This is a genomic window from Granulicella tundricola MP5ACTX9, assembly GCF_000178975.2.
Lineage (GTDB): Bacteria > Acidobacteriota > Terriglobia > Terriglobales > Acidobacteriaceae > Edaphobacter > Edaphobacter tundricola.
Genome location: NC_015064.1, coordinates 1,657,192 through 1,677,118, shown reverse-complemented (window position 1 = coordinate 1,677,118; position 19,927 = coordinate 1,657,192). Strand labels below are relative to the sequence as shown.

The 19,927-nt window shown below is 58.0% G+C and carries 17 protein-coding genes, 1 tRNA gene and 4 pseudogenes; 10 read left to right on the top strand and 12 right to left on the bottom strand.

The window, feature by feature from the left end; genetic code table 11:
• Nucleotides 1-62 precede the first annotated feature (62 nt).
• Nucleotides 63-1,070: a zinc-dependent alcohol dehydrogenase family protein gene (locus tag ACIX9_RS07195; RefSeq protein WP_013579816.1), complete on the bottom strand. Its 1,008-nt coding sequence runs from the start codon at nt 1,068-1,070 to the stop codon at nt 63-65.
• A gap of 418 nt (nt 1,071-1,488) precedes the next feature.
• Between ACIX9_RS07195 and ACIX9_RS26805 the strand changes: the two genes are divergently transcribed.
• The 3 genes and pseudogenes from ACIX9_RS26805 to ACIX9_RS27670 all read left to right on the top strand — a co-directional run.
• Nucleotides 1,489-1,665 (top strand): hypothetical protein, encoded by a 177-nt coding sequence (locus tag ACIX9_RS26805; protein WP_232298814.1) that lies wholly within the window; start codon nt 1,489-1,491, stop codon nt 1,663-1,665.
• Between the two features lie 35 nt (nt 1,666-1,700).
• Nucleotides 1,701-2,654, top strand: coding sequence for an alpha/beta hydrolase (locus ACIX9_RS24655; protein ID WP_013579815.1), 954 nt, complete (start codon nt 1,701-1,703; stop codon nt 2,652-2,654).
• A 33-nt stretch (nt 2,655-2,687) separates the two neighbouring features.
• Nucleotides 2,688-3,128: pseudogene (locus ACIX9_RS27670) on the top strand (amidohydrolase family protein); the annotation flags it as partial.
• Between the two features lie 12 nt (nt 3,129-3,140).
• Here the strand turns inward: ACIX9_RS27670 and ACIX9_RS26800 are convergent.
• The 5 genes and pseudogenes from ACIX9_RS26800 to ACIX9_RS07160 form a co-directional block, all read right to left on the bottom strand.
• Nucleotides 3,141-4,076, bottom strand: a pseudogene (locus ACIX9_RS26800) (VirB4 family type IV secretion system protein); the annotation flags it as partial.
• Between the two features lie 317 nt (nt 4,077-4,393).
• Nucleotides 4,394-5,425 (bottom strand): IS110 family RNA-guided transposase, encoded by a 1,032-nt coding sequence (locus tag ACIX9_RS07175; RefSeq protein ID WP_013573305.1) that lies wholly within the window; start codon nt 5,423-5,425, stop codon nt 4,394-4,396.
• Nucleotides 5,426-5,494: 69 nt separating this feature from the next.
• Nucleotides 5,495-6,805, bottom strand: a pseudogene (locus ACIX9_RS07170) (VirB4 family type IV secretion/conjugal transfer ATPase); the annotation flags it as partial.
• On the bottom strand, nt 6,786-7,049 hold the full coding sequence (locus ACIX9_RS07165; RefSeq protein WP_013579814.1) for a VirB3 family type IV secretion system protein: 264 nt from the start codon (nt 7,047-7,049) through the stop codon (nt 6,786-6,788). The gene ACIX9_RS07165 and the pseudogene ACIX9_RS07170, both read right to left, overlap by 20 nt.
• Before the next feature lie 12 nt (nt 7,050-7,061).
• Nucleotides 7,062-7,343, bottom strand: coding sequence for a hypothetical protein (locus tag ACIX9_RS07160; RefSeq protein WP_232298813.1), 282 nt, complete (start codon nt 7,341-7,343; stop codon nt 7,062-7,064).
• Nucleotides 7,344-7,867: 524 nt separating this feature from the next.
• Here ACIX9_RS07160 and ACIX9_RS24635 point away from each other — a divergent pair.
• A complete protein-coding gene (locus ACIX9_RS24635) occupies nt 7,868-8,233 on the top strand; it encodes a helix-turn-helix transcriptional regulator (protein WP_013579812.1) in 366 nt (121 codons plus the stop codon).
• Here ACIX9_RS24635 and ACIX9_RS26345 read toward each other — a convergent pair.
• The 4 genes and pseudogenes from ACIX9_RS26345 to ACIX9_RS07140 all read right to left on the bottom strand — a co-directional run bounded on the left by ACIX9_RS26345 (nt 8,230) and on the right by ACIX9_RS07140 (nt 11,023).
• The gene (locus ACIX9_RS26345) at nt 8,230-9,213 is read right to left on the bottom strand and encodes a tyrosine-type recombinase/integrase (RefSeq protein ID WP_232298812.1); all 984 of its coding nucleotides are present in this window, start codon (nt 9,211-9,213) and stop codon (nt 8,230-8,232) included. The two genes, ACIX9_RS24635 and ACIX9_RS26345, sit on opposite strands and share 4 nt — an antisense overlap.
• A gap of 77 nt (nt 9,214-9,290) precedes the next feature.
• Nucleotides 9,291-9,398: pseudogene (locus ACIX9_RS27665) on the bottom strand (integrase arm-type DNA-binding domain-containing protein); the annotation flags it as partial.
• Between the two features lie 259 nt (nt 9,399-9,657).
• Nucleotides 9,658-9,731, bottom strand: a tRNA-Gln gene (locus ACIX9_RS07145).
• 110 nt (nt 9,732-9,841) lie between these two features.
• Nucleotides 9,842-11,023 carry a VWA domain-containing protein gene (locus ACIX9_RS07140; protein WP_013579811.1) on the bottom strand — a complete coding sequence of 394 codons (1,182 nt, stop codon included), beginning with the start codon at nt 11,021-11,023 and terminating at the stop codon, nt 9,842-9,844.
• 232 nt (nt 11,024-11,255) lie between these two features.
• Here ACIX9_RS07140 and ACIX9_RS07135 point away from each other — a divergent pair, with 232 nt between their 5' ends.
• The 6 genes from ACIX9_RS07135 to ACIX9_RS07110 all read left to right on the top strand — a co-directional run bounded on the left by ACIX9_RS07135 (nt 11,256) and on the right by ACIX9_RS07110 (nt 18,464).
• A complete protein-coding gene (locus ACIX9_RS07135; protein WP_013579810.1) occupies nt 11,256-12,263 on the top strand; it encodes an NAD(P)-dependent alcohol dehydrogenase in 1,008 nt (335 codons plus the stop codon).
• A 75-nt stretch (nt 12,264-12,338) separates the two neighbouring features.
• A complete protein-coding gene (locus ACIX9_RS07130; protein ID WP_013579809.1) occupies nt 12,339-13,586 on the top strand; it encodes an ABC transporter permease in 1,248 nt (415 codons plus the stop codon).
• 54 nt (nt 13,587-13,640) lie between these two features.
• Nucleotides 13,641-14,129 carry a carboxymuconolactone decarboxylase family protein gene (locus ACIX9_RS07125; protein WP_013579808.1) on the top strand — a complete coding sequence of 163 codons (489 nt, stop codon included), beginning with the start codon at nt 13,641-13,643 and terminating at the stop codon, nt 14,127-14,129.
• On the top strand, nt 14,126-14,806 hold the full coding sequence (locus tag ACIX9_RS07120; protein ID WP_013579807.1) for an ABC transporter ATP-binding protein: 681 nt from the start codon (nt 14,126-14,128) through the stop codon (nt 14,804-14,806). The genes ACIX9_RS07125 and ACIX9_RS07120 overlap by 4 nt, the downstream gene beginning before the upstream one ends.
• Nucleotides 14,807-15,069: 263 nt before the next feature.
• Nucleotides 15,070-17,535, top strand: coding sequence for an ATP-dependent Clp protease ATP-binding subunit (locus tag ACIX9_RS07115; protein WP_013579806.1), 2,466 nt, complete (start codon nt 15,070-15,072; stop codon nt 17,533-17,535).
• A 473-nt stretch (nt 17,536-18,008) separates the two neighbouring features.
• Nucleotides 18,009-18,464, top strand: a complete 456-nt coding sequence (locus ACIX9_RS07110; protein WP_157477372.1) for a cupin domain-containing protein — start codon at nt 18,009-18,011, stop codon at nt 18,462-18,464.
• 68 nt (nt 18,465-18,532) lie between these two features.
• Here ACIX9_RS07110 and ACIX9_RS07105 read toward each other — a convergent pair whose 3' ends face one another.
• The gene (locus ACIX9_RS07105) at nt 18,533-18,829 is read right to left on the bottom strand and encodes a YtxH domain-containing protein (RefSeq protein ID WP_013579804.1); all 297 of its coding nucleotides are present in this window, start codon (nt 18,827-18,829) and stop codon (nt 18,533-18,535) included.
• Between the two features lie 220 nt (nt 18,830-19,049).
• Nucleotides 19,050-19,757 carry a uracil-DNA glycosylase gene (locus ACIX9_RS07100; RefSeq protein WP_232298811.1) on the bottom strand — a complete coding sequence of 236 codons (708 nt, stop codon included), beginning with the start codon at nt 19,755-19,757 and terminating at the stop codon, nt 19,050-19,052.
• Nucleotides 19,758-19,927 lie beyond the last annotated feature (170 nt).

Here is a 19,927-nt window from a genome sequence, read left to right as displayed (position 1 = left end):
CCTTGGTGATTTTAGGTCGTTCAAATATAAAAGCGAGAGAGCGTGTCCCGATCCGGCGCGCTTCACCGAATCTCCACCACTACTTTGCCGAACGGTCCGCGGTCTAGATGATCTAAAGCATCCGGAAGGTCGCTGAAATCATAAGAGGCGTCGATTACAGGTTCGACCCTGTGATGTTCCAGAAAATTGAGAAGCTCAACCATGTCCTTCCGCGATCCCACGCCGACCCCTTGCAGCTTTAGATTCCCCAACATCAAGGGCGGCAACGATATCGTCGACGTCATCGACTCCATGAAGCCAATGACCGCGACATGACCACCCAGCGCTAACGCCGCGATCGAACGTTGAAGATATTCTCCCCCCACGACCTCAAGGACATGATCTACGCCGCAGTCTTGAGTAAGACTTCGGGCCTCTTCGTCCCAAGCCGGATACTTCGTGGTGTCGATAACGTCGCTAGCGCCGAGTTGCTTCAGCAAATGGATCTTGGTCGCGCTTCTCGAAGTTGCAATGACCCGTGCGCCCAGAGCGCGCGCAAGTTGTAGGCCAAAGAGGGAGACTCCTCCACTTCCGTGAATCAACACAGTCTCACTTGGTTGAAGATTGCCGTGCTTAAAGAGAGCTACCCACGCCGTTACAGCAGCGATGGGCAGAGTCGAAGCTTGTGCTGGCGTGAGGTATTCGGGATAGGCTAGCGCACCGGTGTCAGGAAGTAGCACGTACTCCGCCAGAACGCCGGGGAGAGGCCCACCCAAGGTGGCGTTGCGCGCTTCAACCGTTGGTATGCCGTCGAGCCAGAGCGGCTGAAACGTGGAGACGACCTGATCTCCCGCTTTGAAACGCGTGACATTGGCTCCCACAGATACAACTTCGCCAGCAAGGTCTGACCCTGGCACCAGCGGGAAATCAATAGGAATTACATAGGAGCCCTCGATGATGGCCTTGTCTCGAAAATTCAGTGAGATGGCTTTACTGCGCACCAGGATTTCGCTCGGGCCGGGTTCAGGTTTCGGAGTTTCGACGAGATGTAGATTCGCTCGTCCAAGCTTTTCGAGTTGCCAGGTCTTCATGTAGCCTCCATGATCGGTTCAGATTGGGCTAAGGAGCATATGATTTCAGCTCTTCGGTTTTCTCAAGAGATGAAGTGACGCGCTTTCATAAGGTGCAGAATCTCTAACTTCCCAGAAATAAGAGCATCTCTTGCCACCAAAGCTACATCTGTAATAATTGTTACACATGTACTCGTCAAACGTAGTCGATGGCGTGGCAAGAGTTACGGGAGGCCTAATGGCAGACGTAAGGACAGTGATCGGGCAGGCATATTCCGCCTTCAACAAGCGGGATATCGACGGCGCGTTGGCACTCATGACGGAAGACGTGAGTTGGCCAAAAGCTTCGGAGTGAGGCAAGGTCGTCGGAAAGGACGATATCCGAGCGTATTGGACCAAGCAATGGGCTGAGTTCGATCCCCATGTGGAACCTCTCTTTATGGCCGAGCTGGACGCCAACAAAATCCGCGTCACGGTTCATCAATTGGTCAAGACCCTTCAAGGGGAAGTTCTTTCGGACAGCGAGGTCCTGCACGTGTTCACCGTGAAAAGCGGCTTGATCGCAGCTATGGACCTCGGAGGTGAAGCCGACCCATCCGCAGCATTTGCACATTGAACTGGCCCGAACATTACGGGTATTAAGGAGATGTCATGCCGACACAAATAAAAAACGATGCAACTGCCCCTTGGTTCTTAGAACATTCAATTAGCGCCGAGGATCAAACTGCGATGGCCGCCATGCGCGCCATCGTCACGCCGAATAAAGGCAAACTTCAAGGTATTCAGGCTCGCGTTCCGTTTGGCGGGATCATGGAGCGTGTCGTAGCGCCAGAAGCGATCGACTATGTGGCCGATAAGATCGGCGGAATACCTGGATGGTGGTGCCGACCCGCAAATGCACCATCCGACCAAGCAATTATGCACGTCCATGGTGGATGGTTTAGCTGGGGTTCAGCAGAGTCTTTCCGTCACCTAGCCGGTCATATTGCTGCTCGGGCAGGAATTGCGGTTTTTCTCCCCGATTACAGACTCGCTCCAGAGCATCCGTTTCCCGCCGCGTTTGAGGATGTCAAGGCTGCTTACGTCGGGTTAGCTGAGAGTGGCTACTCCAAAATTGCCGTCACCGGAGATTCCGCAGGCGGAAATCTGGCCCTGGCCCTGCTCGTATATCTGGCGCAAAGCGGCGGAACATCTGGCGATGCTTTGATAGGCGGAGTGGCCATTTCCCCCGTGACTGATCTCTCCCTTTCGGGAGAGAGTTGGTCAAGCCGTGCGGAGGCTGATCCTCTGTTTACAAAGCCGCAAGCGTCCGGGCTGGTTGAAGCCTACTTGGTCGGCCACAAGAGTGAAGACCCGATCGCTTCGCCGCTCTTTGCTGACTTGGAGGGCCTTGCGCCCATACGGGTTCATGTAGGCAACGACGAAGTGCTCCTCGATGACTCCGTCCGGTTGGTTGAGCGCGCAGTCGCGGCGGGAGTGGATGCCCGTCTTGATGTGTGGAACGGCATGATTCATGGATTTCTCGGGAGCGTTGGACGCCTCGAGGCCTCCAGTCAGGCACTTCAAGCGATCGGGCAGTTTCTGAGACATCGTTTCGCCGAATAAAGCCTGTTCCACCCCACACGGACGTGAGGAATCATGAACGACAAAACTGCAATATTGTCCCGCATCGTGGGAGTCGAGGAGCACGTTGTTTTCCCCGAACTCACGCGTCGCTTGCCGGAAGAAGCCGTCATTGATAGAGGCTATCTGTCGCGCGACAGACCTTATGGTCATGGGCCCCTCCTTGAGAAGATGGCCGTCGCGATGGGTGATACCGAGGGCCGTTTGGAGCAACTCGATGAGTCCGGCATCACGGTTCAAGTGCTTTCGTATCCAATGGCGGGTGCCGATCTGCTGCCGCCATTGCAGGCATGTCGATGGGCGAAAGAGACCAATGATCAAATCGCCCAGCGCGTCGCTGCTCATCCCAGCCGATACGCTGGGCTTGCTCATCTTCCCTTGACCGATCCTGATGGTTCGGCTGACGAGTTGGAACGTACGATCACTGATCTTGGCTTCAAGGGTGCGCTAGTCAGTGGCGCGACCAATGAGGGTGACAACTTTGGTCAGCCCGTCGCGCCGCATGTAAAGGCCTTCGCGATCCTGCAAGCTTTCAAAGAGAGCGAGTTGCTGTTCGTTCATCTTGAAGAGCTCTGCATACCGCTTGCGATTGAACGTCGCATCCTTCAGGAACAGAAACGATGTGCAAGAGTTCACAATGCTGTCCGCATTTGCGCCGAGGTCATCGGCAGACTGGCCGATCATGGTCACGCCACCAAGGTTCTTGCGAACGGTCTTGATCGAAGCCAGCGCACCGTCAAGCAGTTGCTTGTTCTTCATCGAAGAGAAAATCTCTTCGATGAGGATGTGTTTCGGCACGCCGAGATTAGAGGGGTTGTAGAGCACATCGTTGATCCGCCGTAGCAGCCAGACCATGAGCGGCTCGATCAGGTCGGCATATTGTTCATTGTTGACTCCCTGGAAGTCGAAGCACTGAAGCCGCGATAGCGAGAGGCTGTCCTCCACGTTGTCAAAGACGGCGTTGTAGATGCCCTTGCCCACCCACTTCGACAGATACCTGTCGAGCTTCTTGGGGAGGAAGAGATTCGAGAGCCGGCGATTCGCCGCATCAAGCAGGTACATGTCCTGCACGGCCTTATGAATCACGTCATCATCTTCCGGCTCCAGCTCCGCACCTCCATTCGCGAGCAAGAGCTTCACAAAGGAGTACAGGAACTTGATATTGCTTTCAGTCGGCTCCAAAGCGAACGGGTTTACGCGGGGTCCGTCTTTGCCTACGCGGTCAACGCGTCCGCCATACAGTTCGACCACGCTCTCGTAGCTTCCGCCGATGTCAAAGATGTAGGTTAAACCGCCATACTTCTGTTCGAGCGAGATGATTTGGTTCCCGTGAACCGACTTCCCGGTCCCAGTTGGCCCGATGATGAGCATGACGCGCACGCCGTCCACATACACATCCTGAAAAATGTATGGTCCGCCGCACGACTGCAAGGGAAAAGCGAAGGGCGACATCGACAGGTCTGCGCAAATGTATTCGGCCTTTGGGTGGAGGGTCTAGTCTCCTGGCCATGATGAGTTGCGCTGCGTGCTCTACCTGATAAACGGCACGGTCATGGAAGACCATTTTCGGGAGCAGGTTTTGAGCACGCCGTTGGGAACTGTTCGGTCGTCTTAGCTGTCCAGTGCAGACCTTGGTGGGAACTCTAAATCGTCGTCGTGGTGCGGTAAAGTGGGAGCGCGATTCTGCGCTTCCAAGCCGAAGGCGTCTTTTCCGCGCCTGCTCAGGCCGGCATCGGAGCCGTTGCTGGGCGGTAGTCATTGCCGCTTGAGAGCACCGCCCAGGCCATACGAGCAAGCTTGTTGGCTGCGGCTGTAATGACGACCTTCACCGGTGCTCGTTGTTCCAGACCATCAAGCCAAGGCCCAAACGGGGAACGCTCTCGCTTGACGATGAGAACTGCTGATCGGGCGCCATGGACGAGCAGCTTTCTCAGGTAGCGGTTACCTCGCTTGCTGATGCCGAAGAGTCTCGCCTTGCCGCCGGTCGAGTGCTGTCGGGGTACAAGTCCAAGCCATGCGGAGAACTCTCGGCCCTTATGGAAGGCTGCTCCGTTGCCGATCGCAGCGACGATTGCGGTTGCGACCAAGGGGCCGATGCCGGGGATTTGTCTCAGCCGTTGGCATGCGGGGTCGGAAGAAGCGATCTGCTCGACCTCTTCGTTCATCGCAACGATCTGCTGCTGAAGATCCTTCCACTCGCTCCAGAGCAGGCTGACAAGGTTGCGCATGCGTGGCGTCAGGTTCGACTCCGCGTTCTCGAGTATCTCTGGCATCGCTTGTCTCAACTTGATGGGAGTCTTGGCGAAAACCATGCCGCGCTCCAGCAGAAAGGCTCGCAGCTGGTTGATCACGGACGTCCGGCGAGCGACAAGCCTGTCACGCACACGATGCATGGCTTGCAGGTCGAGCTGATCGTCGGTCTTGATCGGAACGAAGCGCATGTTCTGTCGGTCGACGGCTTCAGCGATCGCCTCAGCATCCAGGAAGTCGTTCTTATTCGACTTCACGAACGGCTTTACAAACTGCGCTGGAATCAGCTTCACGTCGTGGCCTTGCGCTCGCAAAGCCCGGCCCAGGAAGTGCGCTCCTGAACATGCCTCCATCCCGATCAAGGAGGTCTGCATGTTCGCGGTGAAGGTGATCAGTTGCTTCTGAGTGAACTTCTTGCGCAACAGCACCTTGCCAGCTGCGCTCAGGGCTACGAGGTGAAAGGTCGTCTTACCCAGATCTATGCCAACCGAATGAATCTGCATGTCGATGATCCTCCTTGTACCTGCCAACACAATCGCCTACCTTCCGGGTGGAGATCAAGCGGCGGACCATCTCATTAACGGCGTACGGGTGCGCGTCTCGAAGATATTGAGGTATTCCGAGTCGAGGTCTTCCGAGTGCGGATGCCCGATATGAGGAGCGAACACAGAGGAGAGCCGAGCGTGATGGTCTTCTGCCAGCCACAGCGGAAACACGTTGAACTTGTGATTGCCGGGGAACATGGCATAGAACGCGGATAGATTGCCAAGCGTCTCTTCCATCACCTGAGCGCGGGCGTCGACAAAGACACGATGCACAGTAGGAACGATGTCTCGGAGTTGTTCCGGGCTGCGAGCAGCCAGGAGGAGGCGCAGCGAGAACTCGCCCTGCGACTTCTTGTCGAGCGAACGGATGACATCGCTCAGGTCGTCTACGTTGTTGTTGGCCGCTTTTGCCCCGGCTCCGGTCTCCAGTGACGCACTATTGCGCCCGCTCATTACACGCTGCAAGACGCCGACCTTGAAAAACGAGATGAACTTCTCCTGCGCGTCAATCTCGCTGCGCGCTGCCGACGTGGACTTCACCCGCCATGTCGAGCAAAGCACACTGTCGCAGTCGAGAGTCAGTAGGCCAGAGAACAAGCAGGGACGCGATGCCTCCGGCGTGGTCTTCAGTGAAAACATCTGGACGTGCCGCTTGCCGACTTGCACATGATCGCTGTGCCAGGCAACCGGGCTCTTCACGATCTGACGATCTACTCCTGTGTCACCTCGGAGTTCGTCGCGATCTGCCCATTGCTCCAGATTGAAGAGATAGCTAAAGAACTGGAATACCTCGGACTTACCAAGCAGACGCAGACCAAGGGAGCTGCCGAGGTGACCTTCAAGCAAGGTTGCCGTCTTCTCAAGATCGGAGAGCATCCTTGATGTGTCAGCGACCTTCTCGTCTGGCTTGCGCTGGAATGCCTTCGCCTGCGAGGGCTCCAGCGTTAGGCACCAGTGGAGGTCAATGCGCCGAAACGCCGCCGTCTTGTCGAGGTACGCTAGACGGTCGTTCGCGAACGTCTCGGTCACCTCGTTCCCGTACTGCTTCTGGCGAGGAAGATCAAAGCCAGACATCACCCTCGTGTACTGATAGAGGCACGTTCCCTCTGGCAATCCACGGAGAGCGCCTTCCACCTGACGAACCCGAGCCTCAAGCTCAAGGTCGGTCAGAGCCTCTTCGTCCAAACCTGTCAGAGAGAAGAGGCATCCGTAGCCCCCGCCCTTCAGCGCGAAGATGCTTGGCCCAATGAAGCGAGAGACCGGGATGATACTGCAGGCCGCTCCCGCTTTCGCAAACCACGGGGTATGTTTGATCTGTTCAGTATTTGCGCGGGTCATAGTAGCTCTTCTGGCCGAGGCTGAGGCCCCACAGTTGAAACATCTTTGGGTGTTTGCGGACGATGAGCCAAGCTCCGCCCGCCATCATTGGAAAGCTCAAGATCGCCAGCATCCGGAACCCCACGAGGAAAACCGTTACCGTGACGAATACGATCGCCATCCACGCTGAGAGGTCGAGGCCCAACTTGGCCCTTGGCCGGTTCAACGCCTGATTGATTGGTAACGGTTCTCCCCGCTTGGTCATGGCTGGTCACCCCTACATCGACTGTCCGGTTAGTGAGCCAATCCATCCTGCGCCCCAGCCCAGCACTCCAGCACCGAATAGGGCGCCGAAGAGTCCTGGGATGGCATCCTGAAAGCGACCGCTCATCATCCGTATGCCGGCGAAGATCAGGCCGCCGAAGCAGATGACCGCACTTGCGTATACAGCAAACGTCTTGAACGTTCCCATGAGAGTCTGAGCTCCTGAGAAGTCCATCGTTCCTTGGGCTTGAGCAACGCCGGCGAATGTGAGAGCGACCAGAGTCGGCCCCATCATGCGCGAGGCACGGAGTAGTGTCTGTTTGGAGGAGTATCTTGCCCATCTCTGGATGGGCTGGAAATTGAGCCTGACTTTGATCTGCGTTGACACCTCAAATCGACCGTGGATTCGGTTGCGATATTGGCAACGTAAAGGTAGCCGTATCGGGGTGTCCAATAACTCCGAGTGGGGTGCCTATGCCCATTGGGAATAGGTTTTTAACTCAATGGATTTGCGTAATTCGTGGTTTTCCTGCGGCTTGAACAAGCGAAGTGAAAGCTTTTCACGCCTTGTCATCTTAGGGCGGAAAGATCACTTCCAAAGCTCTCAGTTCCTTATCGGACTTCCTCGGCTTTGGAGACAGTCGGCGTTTCTAAAAGGATCCTGTACGCATTGCGACCTTGTGAGTCTTTCGCTGGTGCACCTATTCCTAGCGGGAATATGAACCACAGGTGTAGGAATTGGACAGCGTGCTAGACGGTGCGAGAAGGTGTGTGCAACGGATGCCGTTGCAAGCTACTTTTGGAGCCCTGTGAGCCAACATGAATCGTTCAAATCTCAATCTGCGTGAAGCCAACGAGGTTCTCTCGGTGGATAGCCAAACAAAATCGGCAAATGGCAAGCCCCTGCAAAGGGATTCTGAAGAGGTGATTTTCTTGCGCTTGCCGAAGGTTAAGGCGATCACTGGGCTGTCGAAGTCGAGCCTTTATGAGCTAATCCGAGCGAACAGTTTTCCTGCGCATGTGCATCTCGGAGCCCGCACCGTCGCATGGGTAGCTTCCGATGTCCAACAGTGGGCCACCGAACGTATCGTCCACTCAAGACCGCCAGCATCCATTGTCGACGGTCGGCGAGTGCCGCAGCGAGCGCTACCCGGACAATGGGCGTCGTCGAAGAAGTTCGCCTAACCGGCCGACGCCGGTCTTCCCTTGGCGAGTTGTGCGTCTAGGTAATCCGCCCACCACTGCATCATCTCCGTGCGCGGAGTCAGATATTTCGCGTGATTGTAGGCCGCGGCCACCTTGTCGCGCTTCAGGTGGGCGAGCTGCAACTCGATGTGTGCCTCCTCGAATCCGTTCTCGTGAAGAATGGTTGACGCCAGCCCGCGGAATCCATGCCCAGTCATCCAGTCTCGATATCCGAGCCGGTAAAGCGCATACAAGATCGTGTTGTTACTGATGGGTTTTGTCTTGTCATTGGCGCCAGGCAAGACAAATCTCCCATTGCCCGTGAGCAGCTTGAGTGCCCGCAACACTTGGACGGCCTGTCGGGAAAGTGGAACGATATGCGATGTGTCCATCTTCATGCGCTCTGCCGGGATCGTCCAACGCGCCTCTTCCAGATCAAACTCTGTCCACGGCGCTTCTATTTCTTCGCTCGTTCGCACAAATGTATACGCCATGAGTTTCAAGGCAAAGCGGGTGATAGCGTCGCCGTTATAATCATCCATTTTCGTGAGCAATTCAGGCAGTTCCTTCGCGTCAACACAAGCACGATTCTCCGTCTTTGCTGCGGCGAGGATGTCTCTCGGCTTGAAATCCGCAGTGGGGTTCCGACTGGCAATGTCACGAGCAACCGCAAATCGGAATATCTGAGATGTCATCTCATGACAACGCTTGGCAACATCTCGCGCATCTCGTTTCTCAATCGTGAGCATGAGTTCGCGAATCTCCGCCGCCCTAATTGTGTCCATGTGCTTGTGGCCGAACCCCGGGAAGATGTCTGCTTTGAGGCGTCGCATGACGGTATCGGCGTGCCGAGGAGACTTGCCAATGGACCACCACTCCCACCACTGTTGGGCGACATTCTCGAAGCTGCTGTCAGCTTCACGTTGGAGTGCTTTAGCTTCTTCTTGCTTCGCTTCGGCCTCTGCCTTCCGTTCAGCCATCGGGTTGATGCCGGTGCCAAGTAGTTTTTCGCGGCAAAGTGAAGTTCGCGAGCTTCCTTGGGAGCAACAACTGGGTACTCGCCGAATGTCATGTTCTTCTCGCCGCCATTGAACTGGTAGCGCCAAAGCCAGAGCTTCGTGCCTGTTGGCAAGACGAGCAGACCGAGGCCGCCTCCGTCGAGCATCTTGTATTTCTTATCCTTCGGCTTAGCGTTTCGATCTCTTTGATCGTCAGTGCCATGGTGCGCCTCCAAACTTCGGGAAATCCATTCCCAAACCTTGGTAGATCGTGCCCCAAACTGTTCCCTAAGAAATGGGTGGCTGCAGTCGCACGCTTTCGCACGCCCTCGCACCTAATTTCGGTGTAAGTCCTTCTAAAGCAACAACATCCTCGCGTGCGAGGATGTTTGGGGAGGTGCGAGGAAGTTCAGGTTTTAGGTGTTTTGGTTGCCCCCCAGGGATTCGAACCCCGATTGAACGATTCAGAGTCGTCGGTCCTACCATTGAACGAGGGGGCAACACAGGTTAGGGGCGTCGCGGCGTTGCTTGCTGACTGCCTTAATTTGAGTGTACGGATTTGCGCCTTTGGGGTCAATGCGAACAGGTGTAAAACTCGCCGATTCCGTATCTACTCGACCGGTAGCTTCGCCTTATAGCCGTCACGGGCAATCACCGAGTACTTCACCGGCTTCTTCTTTTCATCCTGCATCTTCAACGGCTTGCCCTCTGCATCGACCAGAAGCACTTCAATCTTGCGATAGGTTCCGTCGTTCTTCGGGTTGCTTGGCCGGTAGGTGAGGATGTACTGGTTGCGGATGGAGTCGTTGATCTGGCTGAAGATGTCTGGAAGGGCACCTTGGAACATGGGGTCGAAGTACAGGCCGCCCGTCATGGTGGCGAAGGTTTTGAGCTGGTTTTGAGCCTGGAGGATGTTCATGCGGCCGATGCCGCCGATCTGACCGCGTGCGTCGCCCAGTTCCTGCGCCAGTGCTCCGGTGCCGATCGAGAAGATGGTGACGTTGGGCGTGGCTTTGATCTTGGCGAGCATCTTGTCGAGTGTGAGCTTGGAGAAGGTGTCGCGGCCGGAGCCGATGAGGATGATGTATTTGCGGCCTTCAATGCGGGAGGTCCGGTCAAGCGTCTCGTAGAGGGCGTCAAACATGTTGGTGTCTGAGAAGCCGGGGATCTGGAGCGAGTTCAGGCTCTGCGCGACCGTGTCCTTGTTATTGGTGAAGTCGGTCAGGATGTGGGTGCGGAGGTCGTAGGTGATTACCGCAATGTAATCGTCCGGGCGCAGCGAGTGGTAGAAGGCGGCGGAGGAGTACTGCATGTCGCGGATGTAGGCGTAGGAGTTGGCTGCGAACTCCAGCAGCATGACCGCAGTGATAGGGGTCTGGGTCATGCGGACGGTCTGGACCTTCTGCTCGACGCCATCTTCAAGGACCAGGAAGTTATCAGCCTTCAGGCCGGGAACGAACTGATGCGTCTTGTCCAGGATGACGTTGACGTTCAGGTTGACGATGGGGACGTCGACCCGGAGGGAGTAGGTGGCACCGTCAGGATTTTTAAGCTTGGGGACGTCCGACGCCGGCGGCGGGGGGGCAGGCTCTTCCGTGGATTTTTTCTTGATGATGAGGGGACCATTGTCGGTCTGGGGGCCGGTCTCGTCCGGCGGGGCCTGGGCCGGCTTCTGGGCGGGGGTTTGTCCCGGGGTTTGTGCGTGAGCCGGAGGAAACGGCAGCAAGAGAGCACAAAATACCGTAGCGAGGGCTAGGCTCAGGTCTCGGAAGGCGGGGCGCGGCATGTTCATGATCAAAACTTTACTCCGGGATGGTGCGCTGTGGCTTGCAGCGGGTGCCAGATGTAGAGAACGGGTGGATGATTTCTTCTGATATCGATAGACGGGGAGATGCCGGGAAAGATTCGATCCACCGGTCACGGGACCGGGGCTGCGATGCACAGGCTGGGGGCTGCTGCTGTTGTAGCATGGACACAGGCAGGCGCAGACGAGTGGATCGCGCGGCCAAAGGATAAGAGTCGAGATGAATGCAATTCATGGTTTGGCAGTGCATGCGGCGGGTGCACATCTGTTGCCGTATAAGTACGACGCAGGAGAGTTGAAAGAGGATGAGGTTGAGGTGAAGATTTCGCACTGCGGAGTCTGCTACAGCGACGTCCACCTCATCGATAACGACTGGAGCATCAGCAAGTATCCGTTCATTCCCGGCCATGAGATCGTCGGGACGATCACCCAGATTGGCTCCGCGGTAGACGACCGCGTGCTGGGCGAACGCGTCGGCATCGGTTGGCAGGCAAACTCATGCAGCGTCTGCGAGTGGTGCCGACAGGGTGACGAACATCTGTGTGCCAAATCGCAGCCGACCTGCGTGGGGCGGAATGGCGGGTATGCGGATTCGATCCGGGTGAACTGGCGCTTTGCCCTCCGGGTTCCGGAAGTTTTGGAGAGCGAGAACGTCGCTCCCCTGCTCTGCGGCGGTATTACGGTCTATAGTCCGCTGCGGAACTTGGGCGTGCGGCCGTCGTCTCGGGTCGGGATCATCGGGATTGGTGGCCTGGGCCACATGGGAATTCAGTTTGCCAAGGCCTTCGGAGCCGAGGTCACGGCGTTTTCTACCTCCAAAGATAAGGAAGCCGAAGCCCTCGAACTTGGTGCGCACCACTTCGTCAACACACGCGATACCGGTGCCATCAAGAAGGTTGCAGGCAGCTTCGACCTGCTGTTGAGTACCGTCAACGCCGACCAGGACTGGCAGGGGTACGTGAACGCCTTGCGGCCTAAAGGAAGCTTCGTCTTTCTGGGAGCGCCACCCACTCCTGTACCACTGCAGGTTTCGGCTCTGATCTTTGGGCAGAAGTGCGTCGCCGGCAGTCCTACGGGCAGCCCGCACGATATCGAGGAGATGCTTGATGTGGCCGCACGGCATGGCATCAAGGCGATCACGGAGCGGTTTGAGATGGCCAAGGCTAATGAGGCTGTCGCGAAGGTCAAGAAGAATCAGGTTCGCTATAGGGCTGTGCTGGCGAACTAAGCGCAATCAGAATTGGCGGGGGCGGCGAAGCGATTCGCCGCCCCTGTGCTTTTGCGGACGGGTAGACTGGGCAGGATGAGGTTTGAACTCTTTATTGCCGCCCGTTACCTGAGGGCCAAGCGCCGGCAGGCTGTGATCGGCGTGATTACGGCGATCTCCGTGCTTGGAGTCGCGGCTGGCGTGGCGTCGCTGATCATTGCACTGGCGATCACGAACGGAATGCGGCGCGATCTGCAGGAACGTCTGCTTGGCTCGACCTCTCATGTGGAACTCATGCGGGTGTCTGCCGACGGTATCCGCGACTGGAGGCCGCTTCTGGATAAGCTCCGGGCACTCCCGCATGTCACGGCGGCGGCACCGGGGCTCTATGGGCAGGTGCTGATCTCACGCGGAGCCCGCAGCGGCGGCGGCCTAGTCAAGGGTGTGATCCCGGCCGATGAGGAGAAGGTCAGCGACCTCCTCCAAGCCGTTACGCGCGGCTCCAGCCGGCCGTTGCAGCCTCAGGTCAACCCGGATGCGGGGGATGCACAGGCTACCCCGCCAATCGTGATTGGCAAGGACCTGGCGGAGACTCTGGGAGCGGAGGTTGGGGACACAGTTCTTGTCACCAGTCCTCAGGGCGAACTGACGCCGCTTGGGCTGGTGCCGCGGTATCAGCGATTTCAGGTGGTCGGGATCTTCGCTTCGGGTTTCTATCAATATGACTCCAGCTACACGTTTGTGCGCCTGACCGATGCTCAGCGGCTCTTCTCTGAGCCGGACCTGATTTCCGTAATTAGCTTCAAGGTCGACGATCTCTACCGCGCGAATATCATCGGACGCACGATCGAGGAGACCGCAGGCAAGGGCTTCCAGGCGACGAATTGGATGGAGCAGAACCGCGAGCTCTTCCGCGCGTTGAAGCTGGAACAGATCGTCACGTTCATCGTGCTTGCCCTGATCGTCTGCGTGGCAGCGCTGAATATCCTGATTGCCCTGACCATGATGGTGATGGAGAAGACCAAGGACATCGCCGTCATGATGAGCTTCGGTGTGACGGCCGCGCAGGTGCGCCGCGTGTTCCTGCTCCAGGGCCTGATGATCTCGGTGATCGGCACGGGAGTGGGGCTTGTTGTGGGCTACGGGATCAGCCTGGCAGGCGGACATTACCGTTTTCCGCTGGATGCATCGGTCTATTCCATCGATTACCTCCCCTTTGCACCCAGATTTGTCGACGCTTTGATCGTTGCGGGTGTCTCACTGGGTGTGAGTGCGATTGCTACTCTTTATCCCAGTAGTAGCGCAGCCAAGGTGCTTCCGGCGGAGGCTTTGCGATATGAATAAAACGCCAGTGCGTATTCAGGCGACGAGCGTGACGTCAGCACCGAAAGGACGAGCATGGAACAGCGTTTGAGATACACAGAACTCGCACCCAACGGCATCGCAGCCATGCGCGCGGTTGAGCATTACGTAAACACCGAATCCGGCCTGGAGCCTGTCCTCCTCGAACTCATCCGCCTGCGCGCCTCCTTGCTTAATGGCTGTGAGTACTGCATCGGACTCCACTCGCACGAACTCACCAAGCACAACGAGCCGCAAGGTCGTATCGCCGGTGTTGAAGACTGGCAAAGCTCCAACGCCTTCACCAAGCGCGAACGTGTGGCGTTTGCCTGGACCGAAGCCGTCACCAACATCCAGGATGGTCATGCCTCAGATAAAGCCTACGCCGCCGCGCGTGAATACTTCTCAGAGGTCGAACTCGTCAACCTCACCATCGCCATTACAAGCATCAACGCATGGAATCGGATGGCGATCGCCTTCCGCGCTGTCCATACGACGAAGACGGATGTAACCGGTGACGACGGCGGAAAGGTCGTTGAAGAGTGAGCGTCGCCATCAGGGCTGAAGGTCTTCGTAAGGCATACTCCGGCGTCACCTCTGGGGCGGGCGAGATTGAGCTCTTTCGCGGGCTCGACCTCAGCGTGAACGCTGGTGAAATGATCGCCATCGTTGGGCAGAGCGGCGCTGGTAAGAGTTCCCTGCTTCACCTTCTCGCTGCGCTGGACCGCCCGACCGCCGGGGAGGTCTGGGTGGGCGAGACTCGCCTCAGCACCCTCACCAGCAAGGGCGCGTCTGAGTTCCGCAACCGGGAGATTGGGTATGTCTGGCAGTTTCACTACCTCATGCCGGAGTTCACGGCCGTTGAGAACGTGGCCATGCCCCTGCTTGCGCGCGGTCTGGGCCGGACCGAGGCGCTCAAACGGGCCAAAGTCTGGCTCGCCGAGGTCGGTCTTGGCGACCGGGCCGAGCACCGATCCGGGGAGTTGAGCGGAGGCGAGCAGCAGCGGGTTTCGCTCGCACGCGCACTGGTGACTGAGCCCAAAGCGCTCCTGGCGGATGAGCCAACCGGCGATCTGGACGGCCGGACCAGCGAGGCTGTCTTCGGGTTACTACAGGGTCTGCATAAGGCTCACGGTCTGACCAGCGTTCTGGTGACCCACAATCTGGAGTTCGCCGCGCGCTGCGACCGAATGCTGCGGCTGAGCGACGGCGTCCTCGTCTAGCCGGCAGGCGGAGTTCTGCACCGGTTTTGCACATTGGGCGTCTAATCCCTAATTGCTGTTAGTGTAGGCATAACTTTTGTGGTGTGTTCGCTTTCCACGGGCGGAAGTATCGTGAAGCGGAATACACTATGGAAAGAGTACGAAGCGCCCCCCGGAGGTTCGGGTGGCGTTTAAGGGTTCCGGCATCGATCGGGACGGCAGGTGCAGCGAACGGCGCGGGACGGGCCTGAGGGCTCGGAACGTGACCGGGTTTGAGGGGGAACATGTTCGAACGCTATACGGAGAAGGCGCGGCGGGTCATCTTTTTTGCCCGTTACGAGGCTAGTCAGTTTGGGTCGCCTTACATCGAGACGGAGCATCTTCTGCTCGGTCTACTGCGCGAGGACAAGGCACTGACCAACCGCTTTTTGCGGTCGCACGCGTCAGTGGAGTCGATTCGGAAGCAGATTGAAGGACATACGACCATCCGCGAGAAGGTTTCGACCTCCGTGGATCTACCGCTCTCAAACGAATGCAAGCGTGTGCTTGCGTATGCGGCTGAAGAGGCCGAACGCCTGAGCCACAAACACATTGGAACCGAGCACCTACTGCTGGGTCTGCTGCGCGAAGAGAAGTGCTTCGCTGCGGAGATTTTGCAGGAGCGCGGCCTGCGCCTCCCCGCCATCCGCGAGGAGCTTCAGCGCACCACCCAGGAGAAGCCGGCTGCGGCCGCGGCCAAGGCTGCACGGGGAGAACAGTCCATGCTTGCAGAGTTCAGCCGTGATCTCACCCAGTCCGCCATGGATCAGCAGCTTGATCCGCTCGTCGGCCGCGACACCGAAGTGGACCGCGTCATCCAGATCCTCTGCCGCCGCACCAAGAACAACCCGGTGCTGATCGGCGAGCCTGGCGTTGGTAAGACGGCCATCGTCGAAGGCCTGGCGCAGAAGATCGCGGACGGCGAGGTGCCCTCGTTCCTTGCTGACAAGCGGGTCCTTGCGCTCGATCTCTCACTGATCGTTGCGGGCACCAAATACCGCGGTCAGTTTGAGGAGCGTCTGAAGACCATCATGAAGGAGTTGATGGAGAATCAGAACTCTATCGTCTTCATCGATGAGTTGCATACGCTCGTCGGGGCCGGTTCGGCTGAGGGTTCGCTGGACGCTGCCAACATCCTCAAGCCGGCGCTCAGCCGTGGTGAGATCCAGTGCATCGGCGCGACGACTCCGGCGGAGTATCGCAAGTCGATCGAGAAGGATCGCTCGCTCGAGCGCCGCTTCCAGGCCGTCAAGGTGCCTCCTCCGAACGAAGAGGATGCGGTCAAGATCATCATGGGCATCAAGGAGAAGTACGAGAAGTTTCACGCCGTCAGCTACACCGACGACGCGATCCAGTTCTCGGTCTCGCACTCCTCGCGTTACATCCCGGACCGCTTCCTGCCGGACAAGGCGATCGACCTGATCGACGAGGCGGGGGCGCGGGTGAAGCTGCGTCAGACTTCCCTTCCCGAGGAGCTGACCGAGGTGCAGAAGCGCATCAAGTTCATCGTTCACCGGATGGAGAACGCCATCGCGAACCACGAGTTCGAGAAGGCGCGCTTCTACTCGGACGAAGAGCGGAAGGAGCGGGAGAACCTCCGTGCTCTGCGTGACAAGTATCACCTCGACGACTCCAGCGCGGGTATCGTGACGCGTGAGGATATTGAGGATGTTGTGAGCCGCTGGACTGGCGTGCCCATGACCTCCCTGAAGGAGGAGGAGACGGAGCGTCTGCTGCGGGTAGAGGAAGAGCTGCACAAGCGCGTGATCTCGCAAGACAAGGCGATCTCGGCGCTGGCGCGTGCGATTCGGCGGTCTCGTGCCGGTTTGAAGAATCCGGCTCGTCCGATTGGGAGCTTTTTGTTCCTGGGACCCACCGGCGTCGGTAAGACGGAGATGGCTCGTACGCTGGCGCAGTTCCTGTTCGGGTCGGAGAAGTCGCTTATCCGGTTCGATATGTCCGAGTTCATGGAGAAACATTCGGTCAGCAAGCTGATTGGGTCGCCTCCGGGGTATGTCGGGTACGAGGAGGGCGGTCAGTTGACCGAGCGCGTGAAGCGCAATCCATACTCCGTGGTGCTGCTGGATGAGATCGAAAAGGCTCACCCGGACGTCTACAACCTGCTGTTGCAGGTGTTTGAGGACGGACAGCTTACCGACGGTCTGGGCAATACCGTGGACTTCAAGAACACCATCATCGTCATGACCTCGAACATTGGGGCCAAGCACCTGCAGAAGCAGCAGGGACTGGGCTTCCAGGCGAGCGACGAGAATATGGTGCTCGACAAGATGGAAGAGCTGGTCCGGGGCGAGGTCAAGAAGACCTTCAACCCGGAGTTCCTGAACCGTCTGGACGAGATCATCATCTTCACCTCACTGGTGGAGTCTGACCTGATGCAGATTCTCGAGATCCTCGTGCAGCAGCTCAATACGAACCTGGTGCATAAGGCGATCACGATTTCTGTGAACGACGACGCCAAGAAGTACATTCTGCAGAAGACGGCGAGCGACCGGACTTACGGTGCTCGGCCGCTGCGCCGGGCCCTGCAGCGGTTCGTCGAGGACCCTCTGTCCGAGGCTCTGATCGCGGGCGGAATCAAGGAGCGGCCGGCGTTCCTGGAGGTCTACCTGGAGAACAACCAGCTCTTCTATCGTCCGATCCTGGCCGATACGGAAGAGAAGGCTGCCGGGTTGGCTTTGACTACCGTTTAGCCCTCCAGCATAAGGCAAGGCGTAACGAGGAAAAGACGGATAAAAGCGGGAGAAGGATGGAGCTTATAGCTCTGTTCTTGTTCCGCTTTTTTCTTCTTGAAGGTCCCCCCTCCCCCCTGTTTCTGCGTAAAGTCTTCCAAACATTGGACTTAAGGGTGGACTTCGGTTTATGAGGCTTTTGGGGTTGGCTGGCTGGTCACGACTGTGTTTCGTCCTGATTTGTCTGCTGCTTCTATTTTATCAAGTTGGGTGGGGTGAATACGCCATTTATTTTTTGGCCGTAAGCTGCTTATTTTGTGGGAGATAGCTAAAATTTTGGGCGGCTGGGGGCTTGACACGTGAGTTTTGGGCTGTTGTTGGTGAAAATAGTTGTAAGTTGTTGAAGAGTATGGGTTTGCGGTTTCTATTTTAATCGGGTTGCTGACGGTTGTGGTGGCGGACGTGTATGGTGTTGGGCGGAGGTACTACCACTAATGGATCGTCGGGAGTTCGCTGGGATGATGCCGGGTTTGCTGGCGCTGGGTGTGCTGGGTGGGGTTGAGGCCGAGGGGCAGGCGGCGACGACCGGCAAGGAACTGAAGGAGTTGAGCTCCGGGGTGTTCAAGGCGGGGCCGGAGAAGAAAGGGTCGCAGGCGAAGCATGTATCGCGGGCGTTTGGGTCCGGGCTGCTGAAGGCTGGAAATATCCGGCTGGAGATGCATGAATCGATGCAGGACGCGGGGGCGGAGCATGAGCCGGTGGGAACGCACCTGCATAACGAGATCTGGTTCGTCCAGAAAGGGACCGCTTCCCTGTTCATCAATGGAACGGAACACACGATGGAGGCCGGAGACGTGGGGCTGGTGTGCGCCGGGGATAAGCACTGGATCAAGAACGTTGGGGATGGGGAGCTGAGTTACTTTGTGCTGGCGGTTGGGCCGCCGGAATAGTTCTTTGGGACGCAAAAACGCCCCATGCCTTTTCGAGGCGATGGGGCGTTTTCGCGTTTAGCGGGATCTTAAACGAGCTTCTGAGCGGTTTTGAGGGCTCCGGCTACGATTCCGCCGGCCTGATCGATGGTGTCATCGACGGTGCTGCGGGCGCGTTTGACGAGCTTTTCCGCTTCGCTGGAGAAGCGTTCTGCCTGCTCCTTGAGGTATTCGGCGGTGTCTTCCAGGTAGTCCGACGCGTCTTCCGCGCTGCGCTTGAGTTTCTTGCGCGTGGAGGCACCGCTCTGAGGCGCGTACAGGAGAGCGACGCTGGCGCCGACTGTGAGTCCAATGCCGAAGGCGAAGATAAGATTTTTCGTGTTCATGCGCGTACCTCGAACTTGATTTGTGTTGCGTGGCATGGCTGAAAGCCCCACCTAGCCTACCTTCTGTGTGATTCCGGTGGGGAGGAATTGGTTGGACGTGGTGGATGCCCGGGGCTAAAGCCCGCGTTTTTGCGGGGGCCTTGGACGTGGGGCTAAAGCCCCACTCTAATCCGAACAGCAACAGCAACAGCAGCGGCAATGGCAACGACAGCGGCGGTTGTTAGAGGCCGGAGAGCTCGCGGGCTCGGACGAAGACGCGGGCGAACATGGTGGCGTTCAGGCGGCCGGTGTTGGTGTTGCGGAGGGATGGGTGGTAGCTGCCGAGGAGGTGAAGGCCGTTGGGGAGGATGTACTCGGCTTCATGGCCGAAGACGTATGGGCTGCGTCGCTGGAGGATGCCGGTGTTGACGAGGTGCGCGAGGTAGCCGTCCCAGGCGATCTTGCCGAGGCAGACGACGGTGCGGATACGCGGGAGGGCGGCGATCTCCGCGGCGAGGTGGCTGGAGCAGTTGCGGACCTCCTGGGGGGTGGGTTTGTCGCCGGGTGGGGCGCAGCGGACGACGGAGGCGATCCAGGCGTGGCGAAGTTTCAGGCCATCGTCCGCCGAGAGGGCGGTGGGCTGGCTGGCGAGGCCGAGGGAGTGGAGGACGGGGTACATGAAGAAGCCGGAGCCGTCGCCGGTGAAGGGGCGGCCGGTGCGGTTGGCTCCGTGGGCGCCCGGTGCGAGACCAAGGATGAGGATGCGGGCGCGGGGGTCGCCAAAGCCGGGGACGGGTTTGGCCCAGTAGACCTGGTCTATGTAGGCTCGGCGGCGGGCTGCGCCGATGGCTTCTCCATAGAGGCGGAGACGCTCGCAGCGGGTGCATTCCACGATGTTACGGCGGATGGACTGGAGGACAGGCGGCAGAGATGTTGGGGAAGAGGCCACTGGGTTCGATGATACGGGGAAGAGCGTGTCAGAATGGGAATCGCGCTCTGTTGGCGAGACAACTTCCAACGAGAGATCGGCTGGCGTAAGTTCCGGGTGCATCTGAAAGTCCGGCTGGTGCGTTTTCTGATCGCAGCCGTAAGGTAAGCGCCGCGGTAGCAAGTCCATCT

Bases quoted from the DNA above. Each gene is read 5' to 3' on its own strand.
- ACIX9_RS07195 (WP_013579816.1), bottom strand. From the start codon at position 1,070: ATGAAGACCTGGCAACTCGAAAAGCTTGGACGAGCGAATCTACATCTC.
- ACIX9_RS26805 (WP_232298814.1), top strand. From the start codon at position 1,489: ATGGCCGAGCTGGACGCCAACAAAATCCGCGTCACGGTTCATCAATTG.
- ACIX9_RS24655 (WP_013579815.1), top strand. From the start codon at position 1,701: ATGCCGACACAAATAAAAAACGATGCAACTGCCCCTTGGTTCTTAGAA.
- ACIX9_RS07175 (WP_013573305.1), bottom strand. From the start codon at position 5,425: ATGCAGATTCATTCGGTTGGCATAGATCTGGGTAAGACGACCTTTCAC.
- ACIX9_RS07165 (WP_013579814.1), bottom strand. From the start codon at position 7,049: ATGACCAAGCGGGGAGAACCGTTACCAATCAATCAGGCGTTGAACCGG.
- ACIX9_RS07160 (WP_232298813.1), bottom strand. From the start codon at position 7,343: ATGATGGGGCCGACTCTGGTCGCTCTCACATTCGCCGGCGTTGCTCAA.
- ACIX9_RS24635 (WP_013579812.1), top strand. From the start codon at position 7,868: ATGAATCGTTCAAATCTCAATCTGCGTGAAGCCAACGAGGTTCTCTCG.
- ACIX9_RS26345 (WP_232298812.1), bottom strand. From the start codon at position 9,213: ATGGCTGAACGGAAGGCAGAGGCCGAAGCGAAGCAAGAAGAAGCTAAA.
- ACIX9_RS07140 (WP_013579811.1), bottom strand. From the start codon at position 11,023: ATGAACATGCCGCGCCCCGCCTTCCGAGACCTGAGCCTAGCCCTCGCT.
- ACIX9_RS07135 (WP_013579810.1), top strand. From the start codon at position 11,256: ATGAATGCAATTCATGGTTTGGCAGTGCATGCGGCGGGTGCACATCTG.
- ACIX9_RS07130 (WP_013579809.1), top strand. From the start codon at position 12,339: ATGAGGTTTGAACTCTTTATTGCCGCCCGTTACCTGAGGGCCAAGCGC.
- ACIX9_RS07125 (WP_013579808.1), top strand. From the start codon at position 13,641: ATGGAACAGCGTTTGAGATACACAGAACTCGCACCCAACGGCATCGCA.
- ACIX9_RS07115 (WP_013579806.1), top strand. From the start codon at position 15,070: ATGTTCGAACGCTATACGGAGAAGGCGCGGCGGGTCATCTTTTTTGCC.
- ACIX9_RS07110 (WP_157477372.1), top strand. From the start codon at position 18,009: ATGGATCGTCGGGAGTTCGCTGGGATGATGCCGGGTTTGCTGGCGCTG.
- ACIX9_RS07105 (WP_013579804.1), bottom strand. From the start codon at position 18,829: ATGAACACGAAAAATCTTATCTTCGCCTTCGGCATTGGACTCACAGTC.